Raw genomic sequence first — 7801 nt, forward strand, 5'->3', positions numbered from 1 at the left:
GTTACATATGGGGCTGGATGGGACGGCGGGGCGACCGGTGGGCCGCCCCCGGGCCGGTGGTCAGCCGACCGCGCCTTCCATCTGGAGCTCGATCAGCCGGTTGAGTTCGAGCGCGTACTCCATCGGCAGCTCCTTGGCGATCGGCTCGACGAAGCCGCGCACGATCATCGCCATCGCCTCGTCCTCGGACAGGCCGCGGCTCATCAGGTAGAAGAGCTGGTCCTCGGAGACCTTGGAGACGGTCGCCTCGTGGCCCATGGACACGTCGTCCTCGCGGACGTCCACATAGGGGTAGGTGTCCGAGCGGGAGATGGTGTCGACGAGCAGCGCGTCGCAGAGCACGTTGGACTTGGAGCCCGGGGCGCCCTCGCCGATCTCGATCAGGCCGCGGTAGGAGGTGCGGCCGCCGCCTCGCGCCACCGACTTGGAGACGATGTTGGAGGACGTGTTCGGGGCCATGTGGACCATCTTGGCGCCGGCGTCCTGGTGCTGGCCCTCGCCCGCGAAGGCGATGGACAGGGTCTCGCCCTTGGCGTGCTCGCCCATCAGGTAGACGGCCGGGTACTTCATCGTCACCTTGGAGCCGATGTTGCCGTCGATCCACTCCATGGTCGCGCCCTCGTACGCCACGGCACGCTTGGTGACCAGGTTGTAGACGTTGTTCGACCAGTTCTGGATGGTCGTGTAGCGGCAGCGGGCGTTCTTCTTGACGATGATCTCGACGACCGCGGAGTGCAGGGAGTCCGACTTGTAGATCGGCGCCGTGCAGCCCTCGACGTAGTGCACGTAGGCACCCTCGTCGACGATGATCAGGGTCCGCTCGAACTGGCCCATGTTCTCCGTGTTGATGCGGAAGTAGGCCTGGAGCGGGATCTCGACGTGCACGCCCTTCGGCACGTAGATGAAGGAGCCGCCGGACCAGACGGCCGTGTTCAGCGCGGCGAACTTGTTGTCACCGGCGGGGATGACGGTGCCGAAGTACTCCTTGAAGAGCTCCGGGTGCTCCTTGAGCGCGGTGTCGGTGTCGAGGAAGATGACGCCCTGCTCCTCCAGGTCCTCGCGGATCTGGTGGTAGACGACCTCGGACTCGTACTGGGCGGCGACACCGGCCACGAGGCGCTGCTTCTCCGCCTCGGGGATGCCGAGCTTGTCGTACGTGTTCTTGATGTCCTCGGGCAGGTCCTCCCAGGACTCCGCCTGCTTCTCCGTGGAGCGCACGAAGTACTTGATGTTGTCGAAGTCGATGCCCGACAGGTCCGAGCCCCAGTTGGGCATGGGCTTCTTCTCGAAGAGCTTGAGGCCCTTGAGGCGGAGCTTGGTCATCCACTCCGGCTCGGACTTCTTGCCGGAGATGTCCCGGACGACGTCCTCGTCGATGCCGCGCCTGGCAGAGGCGCCGGCCGTGTCGGAGTCGGCCCAGCCGTACTCGTACTTGCCCAGGCCCTCGAGCTCAGGGTGAGCAGTCTCCGTGGGGAGAGTCATGCGGGGTTCCTCCCGGCCGTGCTTGCAGATGCGTGATCGGTGTTCGTGGGCGCCTGCGCCGCGGGCGGCGCGTGCGAAGTCTTCGGAATGAACGTGGTGCAGACCCCGTCGCCGTGCGCGATGGTCGCGAGCCGCTGCACATGTGTACCGAGCAGCTCGGCGAAAAATTCCGTCTCCGCCTCGCACAGCTGCGGGAACTGCTCGGCGACGTGGGCGACCGGGCAGTGGTGCTGGCACAGCTGCTCGCCCTGCTGGGGCCGGGGTGCGCTCCGCGCGGTAGCAGCGTACCCGTCCGCGCTCAGGGCCTTGGCCAGCGCTTCCGTACGCTTCTCGGGCGGCGCGGACTCGACCGCCCTGCGGTACGCGCCCGCCTGGCCGGCGATACGGGCCCGGGCGAAGGCGGCGATCGCCTTCTCCCCGCCCTCCTGCTCGGCGATCCAGCGCAGGGCGTCCGCGGCCAGCTTGTCGTACGACTGGTCGAAGGCGTCCCGGCCGCAGTCGGTGAGCGCGAAGACCCTGGCTGGCCGCCCGCGCGTGCGCGTGCCGTAGACCCGCTGCTCGCGGGCCTCGACCACGTCGTCGGCGACCAGCGCGTCGAGGTGGCGCCGGACGGCGGCCTGGGTCAGCCCCAGACGCCCGGCGAGCTCGGCGACGGTCGACGGCCCGTGGTCCAGGATGGAGCGCGCGACGCGGTTGCGGGTGGACCGCTCACCGGTCGCGAGTTCCTCCTGCGGAGCCTCGCCAACGTTTTTCACAACGCCATTGTTGCGTAATTCCTCGGAGCCGGGCAAGCCGCGTCCGGATCATCGGACGGTGCCCTGCGTCACTTAGGTTCACCTAATCTGACCTGCGGAAACGATCTTTGATCGATCAATCCGGTGGCGTCCGGTCCGGAGCTGCGGGACACTCCCCGGCATGTCCGCACCCCCTCCCACCGGCCCACTCGTCACCCGCGGCGCGATCGCCGCCGGACTGCGCGAGCTGGGTGTGCGCAGTGACGACACGCTCCTCGTGCACTCCTCCCTCAGCTCCCTCGGATGGGTGTGCGGAGGGCCCGTCGCGGTGGTCCAGGGCCTGCTCGACGCGCTCGGCCCGGACGGCACCCTGGTGGTCCCCACCCAGACCGGCGACCTCTCGGACCCGGCGCTGTGGCGCAGCCCGCCGGTGCCCGAGGAGTGGTGGGACACCGTCCGGGCCGCGATGCCCGCCTACGACCCGCTGGTCACGCCCTCCCGCGGGGTCGGGGTGATCCCCGAGACCGTGCGCACCTGGCCGGGCGCCCTGCGCAGCGCACACCCCCAGACGTCCTTCGCCGCCGTCGGCCCGCGCGCCGCCGAGGTGGTCGCCGGTCACGCGACGGACTGCCGGCTCGGCGAGCGCAGTCCGCTGGCGGCGCTGGAGCGGATGGGCGCCCGGGTGCTGCTGCTCGGCGCCGGCTACGAGGCGTGCACCGGCTTCCACCTCGCCGAGTACCGGATCCCCTCCCCGCTGGTGGAGGTGGGGCGGCCGGGGCCGGTGGGCTGGGAGCGGGTGACCGAGGTGTCGATCACCTCCGAGCGGTTCGACGAACTGGGCGACGACTTCGAACGGGACCGGCCCGTCCTGCGCGGGCGGGTCGGCGCCGCGGTGACGCGGCTGTTCCCGCTGGCCGACGCGGTCGCCTACGCGGAACGGTGGCTGCCGCTGCACCGGCCGCGGGAGTGAGCGCGACCGGGCGCCGGGGGCGCGCTCCCCACGCGCGGCTGCGACGGCACCTTCTCGCGTGCCCCCGCCACCGCCCCTCCGGAGGAGATCCCGCACCCCCGCGCCCGGCCCCTCCCCCGCCTACCTAGACTCGTGACCCATGCGAAGCGAGCCCGTGGTCCAGGTCCAGGCCCTGGTGAAGCGGTACGGCACGAAGACCGCGGTGGACGGCCTCGACCTGGTGGCCCGGGCGGGTGTCACCGCCGTACTCGGCCCCAACGGAGCCGGCAAGACCACCACGGTCGAGACCTGCGAGGGGTACCGGAGGCCGGACTCCGGCACGGTGCGCGTCCTGGGTCTCGACCCGGTACGGCAGGGCGGCGAGCTGCGGCCCCGGATCGGCGTGATGCTCCAGTCCGGCGGGGTCTACTCCGGCGCCCGCGCGGACGAGATGCTGCGCCACGTCGCGAAGCTCCACGCCCACCCGCTGGACGTCGACGCGCTGATCGAACGGCTGGGGCTCGGCTCGTGCGGCCGGACCACGTACCGCAGGCTCTCCGGCGGCCAGCAGCAGCGGCTCGCCCTGGCGATGGCCGTGGTCGGGCGCCCCGAGCTGGTGTTCCTGGACGAGCCGACCGCCGGACTGGACCCCCAGGCCCGCCGCGCCACCTGGGACCTCGTGCGGGACCTGCGGACCGACGGCGTCTCCGTCATCCTCACCACCCACCACATGGACGAGGCCGAACAGCTCGCCGACGACGTCGCCATCATCGACACCGGCCGGGTCGTCACCCAGGGCTCCCCCGAGGAGCTGTGCCGCGGCGGCGCCGAGAACACCCTGCGCTTCACCGGCCGCCCCGGACTGGACGTCGCCTCGCTGCTCAAGGCGCTGCCCGCCGACTCCTCCGCCGCCGAGCTGACGCCGGGCGCCTACCGGGTCAACGGCAAGGTCGACCCGCAGCTCCTCGCGACCGTGACGTCCTGGTGCGCCCAGCACGGGGTGATGCCGGACCGGATCTCGGTGGAGCGGCACACCCTGGAGGACGTCTTCCTGGAACTAACGGGCAAGGAACTGCGCTCATGACGACGACCACCGGCACCTACACGCCGAAGCCCGGCGCGGCGCCGCTCGGCCGCATGATCGCCGCGCAGGCCGCGCTCGAGACGAAGATGCTGCTGCGCAACGGCGAGCAGCTGCTGCTCACGGTGATCATCCCGACGCTGCTGCTGGTGCTCTTCAGCACCGTCGACATCATCGACACCGGGGCGGGCGAGGCCGTCGACTTCCTCGCCCCCGGCATCCTGGCGCTCGCCGTGCTGTCGACGGCGTTCACCGGACAGGCCATCGCGACCGGCTTCGAGCGCCGGTACGGGGTGCTCAAGCGGCTGGCCGCCTCGCCGCTGCCGCGCTGGGGGCTGATGACCGCGAAGACGCTGGCCGTGCTGGTCACCGAGGTGCTCCAGATCGTCCTGCTGACCGTGATCGCCTTCGCGCTGGGCTGGTCGCCGCAGGGCAACCCGTTCGCCGTGCTGCTGCTCCTGGTCCTCGGCACGGCCGCCTTCTCGGGGCTCGGGCTGCTCATGGCGGGCACGCTGAAGGCGGAGGCGACGCTGGCCGCCGCCAACCTGGTCTTCCTGCTGCTGCTCGTCGGCGGCGGGGTGATCGTGCCGCTGGACGAGTTCCCGGACGCGGCGCGGAGCGTGCTGGGCCTGCTGCCGATCTCCGCCCTGTCGGACGGCCTGCGGGACGTCCTCCAGCACGGCGCCTCGATGCCCTGGGGCGACCTGGGCATCCTCGCCGCCTGGGGCGTCGTGGGGATCGCGGCCGCCGGGAAGTTCTTCCGCTGGGAGTAGGGACGCGATGCCTGGAACCGACCCTCGTGAAAGCGTGCACAAGCGGACGCCTACGATGGACGGCGTGCCAAACGTGACCCGCGCCGACGCCGCAGCCGCCGTGCGCAACCCGCTCGCCTTCATCGCCGCACGCTGGACCCCGGATCCCCGGACGGTCCGGCGGGCGGCCCTCGTCGCACTCGTCATGTCGGTGGTCATCGTGGTCACCGGCGGTGCGGTGCGCCTGACCGGCTCGGGCCTCGGCTGCCCGACCTGGCCCAAGTGCACCGAGGACTCGCTGACCAACACCAGCGAGATGGGCGTCCACGGCGTCATCGAGTTCGGCAACCGCCTGCTGACCTACGTGCTGTGCGCGGCGGTCGGCTGGGCGATCATCGCCGCGCGCTCGCAGAAGCCGTTCCGGCGCAGCCTGACCCGGCTGGGCTGGGCGCAGTTCTGGATCGTGATGGGCAACGCGGTCCTCGGCGGCATCGTGGTCCTCGTCGGCCTCAACCCGTACACGGTCGCGGCCCACTTCCTGCTGTCCACCGCGCTGATCGCGGTCGCCACCGTGATGTGGCAGCGCACCCGGGAGGGCGACGCGGCACCGCGCCCCATGGTCGGCAAGGCGATCCAGCAGTTGGTGTGGGTCCTGGTCGTCGTCTCCGTACTGCTGATCGCGGTCGGCACCGTGGTGACCGGGGCGGGCCCGCACGCGGGCGACTCCAGCGAGGTCGAGCGGATGCCGGTCGACTGGGAGACGGTGAGCAAGGTGCACGCCGTGCTGGCGTGGGTCGTCGTGACACTGACGTTCGCGCTGTGGTTCGTGCTGAAGGCGGTCGACGCGCCCAAGGGTCCGCTGTCCCGTACCCGCGACCTGTTCCTGGTGCTGCTCGCCCAGGGCGTCATCGGCTACGTGCAGTACTTCACCGACCTCCCGGAGGTCCTGGTCGGGCTCCACATGTTCGGTTCGTGCCTGGTGTGGATCGCCACGCTGAGGGTGCTGCTGGCGCTGCGGGAGCGGCCGGAGGAGACGGCCGGCGTGCCCGGCCCGGCGGTCGAGGCGACGCTCACCAAGGCCTGACGGCCCACCCTCACCCGGGTCTGAGCGGGGTCACGTTCCCCGCGAGTCCCGCCGGGGCCTGCTCCAGGCCGTACACCCGCCCCGCGTTCCCCGCCGCGATCAACCCCGCCACCCGCTGCGCGTCGCCCAGGGACCACGCCCCCTCGGCCACCCAGGTGCCCAGCACCCGCCCCAGGGCCTCGCGGAACAGGCGGGCGGCGACCACGTGCAGCTCGGGCAGGCCCTGCGCGCCGCTGGAGAACAGGATCTTGCCGAAGGGCGCCAGCTCCAGGATCTCCGCGAGGACCGTCGCCGCGCGGGCGCCGGTGCGCACCAGGGCGGCGCCCGAGTCGGCGTAGACGTGCGGGAAGACGCCGGCGAGGTGGGCGGCGTGGCGGTGGTACGGGTAGCCGTGCAGCAGGACCAGGTCGGTGCCGAGGCCGGCGGTGGCCCGCACGAAGTCGGTGAGCAGGACCGGGTCGGTGCGGTCGATGCGCAGGCCTGGCTCGCCGAGGCCCGCGTGCAGCTGGAGCGGCAGTCCGGAGGCCACGGCGATCCACAGCAGGTGCCTCAGCAGTACCGGGTCGCTCAGCTCTCCGCCGACCTCGCGTCCGCTCAGCCAGCGGGCGGCGGCACCGCGCACCTCCCCCGGCCCCGGTGGCTCCGGCGCCAGCGCCAGACCGTGCCGTACGCCCGCGACCGAGGTGAAGGCGACCGCGTGGGCGGCGGCGCCGTGGACGGCCTCGGCGAGGTTGGCGAGAAAGGACTCGACGGTGCCGGAGGTGTCGGCGACCTGCTCGGCCAGCAGCTCCAGGCGCACGATCTCGTGGGTGTCGGCGGCCGCAGCCGAGGCCATCTCCTCGGGGCCGGTGAGGTCGCCGGGCAGACCCGCGTCGACCAGGTACGTCGTGATGCCGCTGCCGCGCAGCAGCCGGCGGTCGGCCTCCAGGACGCCGAGCTCGCGGCGCCGGGCCAGGTAGCGGGCGGGCGGGCAGTGCGGTTCCAGACCGAGCAGGGGCGGGCACCAGCGGCGCACCGCGAAGCCGGTCTGGGTGTCGAAGAGGGTGGTGCCCGGGGCGGGCGGGCCCTCGGTGCGGGCCAGCTGGGCCTCGAAGGTGCCGAGGCCCAGCTCCGTTCTCAGGACGCCGTGGCAGTACTGGTCGACCAGGGACGGCGTTTCGATCATCCGGACTCCCCGTGACGGGACCGTGTGCGGCTTCCTACGGTCCTAACGGGTGAACCCGGTCTCAGGTGTTGCTCGGGCCGCCGATCTGGAGGCCGGCCATGCGGGACCACTCGTAGCGGCCCGTCGTCACCTTGGCCGCGAACTCTCCGTCGAAGTCCTCGTGGACGGTGATCCCGGCCTTCTCCACGGCCTTGCGCGCCGTCTCGTAGGAGCGTGCGACCACGTCCCCCCAGGCCCCGTCCTCGCCGACCAGCACGATCCGGGCACCGCGTTCGCCGAGGTAGGCCACCTGGCCCTCGGCACCGCCGTGGGCCTTGGAGAAGGAGTCGATCCGCCGGGCGAGGCGCGCGGTCTCGCGCTCCGCCTTCGCGTCAGCCTGCCGGGTGTCTGACTGCTGCGTGTCTGCCATGGACAGGATGCTACCGACGGGTAGATCGAACGGCGACGGGCGGGGGGGGGGGGGGGGGGGCCCCCCCCCCCCCCCCCCCACGGGGGCCAACGCCCGGAGGGGGGGCCCCCCCTACCCCGCGAAATACACCAAACCAGTGGGGTAG

At 72.0% G+C, this 7801-nt stretch carries 8 protein-coding genes; 4 read left to right on the forward strand and 4 right to left on the reverse strand.

The genetic code is table 11. The features are described 5' to 3' along the window. Positions 1-60 precede the first annotated feature (60 nt). Positions 61-1482 (reverse strand): Fe-S cluster assembly protein SufB, encoded by a 1422-nt coding sequence (gene sufB / locus ACFW47_RS30685; RefSeq protein ID WP_386282378.1) that lies wholly within the window; start codon positions 1480-1482, stop codon positions 61-63. Next, positions 1479-2237 carry a helix-turn-helix transcriptional regulator gene (locus ACFW47_RS30690; protein WP_386282380.1) on the reverse strand — a complete coding sequence of 253 codons (759 nt, stop codon included), beginning with the start codon at positions 2235-2237 and terminating at the stop codon, positions 1479-1481. The genes sufB and ACFW47_RS30690 overlap by 4 nt, the downstream gene beginning before the upstream one ends. 160 nt (positions 2238-2397) lie before the next feature. On the opposite strand from ACFW47_RS30690, the gene ACFW47_RS30695 reads away from it, so the two are divergent. The 4 genes from ACFW47_RS30695 (at position 2398) to ACFW47_RS30710 (ending at position 6082) form a co-directional block, all read left to right on the forward strand. Next, the gene (locus ACFW47_RS30695; protein ID WP_386282382.1) at positions 2398-3186 is read left to right on the forward strand and encodes an aminoglycoside N(3)-acetyltransferase; all 789 of its coding nucleotides are present in this window, start codon (positions 2398-2400) and stop codon (positions 3184-3186) included. A gap of 139 nt (positions 3187-3325) precedes the next feature. Continuing rightward, positions 3326-4249, forward strand: coding sequence for an ABC transporter ATP-binding protein (locus ACFW47_RS30700; RefSeq protein ID WP_386282384.1), 924 nt, complete (start codon positions 3326-3328; stop codon positions 4247-4249). Then, a complete protein-coding gene (locus tag ACFW47_RS30705) occupies positions 4246-5019 on the forward strand; it encodes an ABC transporter permease (protein ID WP_386282387.1) in 774 nt (257 codons plus the stop codon). Before ACFW47_RS30700 ends, ACFW47_RS30705 begins: the two co-directional genes overlap by 4 nt. Positions 5020-5074: 55 nt before the next feature. After that, a complete protein-coding gene (locus ACFW47_RS30710) occupies positions 5075-6082 on the forward strand; it encodes a heme A synthase (RefSeq protein ID WP_386282389.1) in 1008 nt (335 codons plus the stop codon). Positions 6083-6092: 10 nt separating this feature from the next. Here ACFW47_RS30710 and ACFW47_RS30715 read toward each other — a convergent pair whose 3' ends face one another. Together ACFW47_RS30715 and ACFW47_RS30720 are read right to left on the reverse strand one after the other, a co-directional pair. Continuing rightward, positions 6093-7247, reverse strand: a complete 1155-nt coding sequence (locus ACFW47_RS30715; RefSeq protein WP_386282391.1) for an amidohydrolase family protein — start codon at positions 7245-7247, stop codon at positions 6093-6095. 61 nt (positions 7248-7308) lie between these two features. Next, on the reverse strand, positions 7309-7656 hold the full coding sequence (locus ACFW47_RS30720; RefSeq protein ID WP_386282393.1) for a hypothetical protein: 348 nt from the start codon (positions 7654-7656) through the stop codon (positions 7309-7311). Positions 7657-7801: the final 145 nt, after the last annotated feature.

Source organism: Streptomyces sp. NPDC058796 (assembly GCF_042745235.1).
Taxonomy (GTDB): Bacteria; Actinomycetota; Actinomycetes; order Streptomycetales; family Streptomycetaceae; genus Streptomyces.

Coding starts and splice junctions, on each gene's coding strand:
- ACFW47_RS30700 (WP_386282384.1), top strand. CDS start 3,326: ATGCGAAGCGAGCCCGTGGTCCAGGTCCAGGCCCTGGTGAAGCGGTAC.
- ACFW47_RS30715 (WP_386282391.1), bottom strand. CDS start 7,247: ATGATCGAAACGCCGTCCCTGGTCGACCAGTACTGCCACGGCGTCCTG.
- ACFW47_RS30720 (WP_386282393.1), bottom strand. CDS start 7,656: ATGGCAGACACGCAGCAGTCAGACACCCGGCAGGCTGACGCGAAGGCG.
- ACFW47_RS30710 (WP_386282389.1), top strand. CDS start 5,075: ATGGACGGCGTGCCAAACGTGACCCGCGCCGACGCCGCAGCCGCCGTG.
- sufB (WP_386282378.1), bottom strand. CDS start 1,482: ATGACTCTCCCCACGGAGACTGCTCACCCTGAGCTCGAGGGCCTGGGC.
- ACFW47_RS30705 (WP_386282387.1), top strand. CDS start 4,246: ATGACGACGACCACCGGCACCTACACGCCGAAGCCCGGCGCGGCGCCG.
- ACFW47_RS30695 (WP_386282382.1), top strand. CDS start 2,398: ATGTCCGCACCCCCTCCCACCGGCCCACTCGTCACCCGCGGCGCGATC.